Raw genomic sequence first — 590 nt, 5'->3', positions numbered from 1 at the left:
GCAGCGCGAGACAAACACTGTCGTTTCACCTCGATTAGCCCGGGATGTCGGCCCTCAAATAGCGCGGGACGTAACACCCCTGCACCACGCGGTCGCGGATGCAAGGAACCTGGAGGACGCGGGCCTTGCCGTTGCTCTTCGGGATCTCTACCCTGCGGTTCGGCTTGGGTTCATACCTGCCTGTTTTGAGGTCCGCCTGAATCTCCGCAAGGAATACAGTGCGTCCCGATGCCTCGATGTCTTCAAAGCTCAGATCATCGATTCCCGGTGCACCGCCGTTCCTCTTGGCGATACGGTAGGCCTCGTCAAGGGTTTCGCTCTTCGCAATATGCACGAAGAGTCCCCAGAAGCGATGGGTCTTGTCAGACTTCGCCTTGCGATATATCCGCCTTCTCAGCTCCTGCAGACTGCCGGATGCCTTTGTCATTTCATCCCTGCCTCACCTTGTTGGACGGAGTACTCACCGGTCCGGGCCCTTCCCTCCGGGCGCGTTTTGCTGCACGCCCATCGACAGTGTCGGGTCGGAGGAGGCGCGCTTGCGCGCTGGCCTCCGTCCGCCGCTCAAACCGTGCGTGCAGTTCTCCCGCACA

The 590-nt window shown here is 60.7% G+C and carries 1 protein-coding gene; it reads right to left on the bottom strand.

Annotated features, from left to right (window positions below; all coding sequences use genetic code 11):
- Positions 1-34 precede the first annotated feature (34 nt).
- Positions 35-427: a hypothetical protein gene (locus ACGLHR_RS52130; RefSeq protein WP_400104007.1), complete on the bottom strand. Its 393-nt coding sequence runs from the start codon at positions 425-427 to the stop codon at positions 35-37.
- Positions 428-590 lie beyond the last annotated feature (163 nt).

It is taken from the genome of Cupriavidus sp. CuC1, from assembly GCF_044627735.1.
GTDB lineage: Bacteria > Pseudomonadota > Gammaproteobacteria > Burkholderiales > Burkholderiaceae > Cupriavidus > Cupriavidus ulmosensis.
This window is presented reverse-complemented; position numbering and strand designations above follow the sequence as displayed.

Bases quoted from the DNA above. Each gene is read 5' to 3' on its own strand.
- ACGLHR_RS52130 (WP_400104007.1), bottom strand. From the start codon at position 427: ATGACAAAGGCATCCGGCAGTCTGCAGGAGCTGAGAAGGCGGATATAT.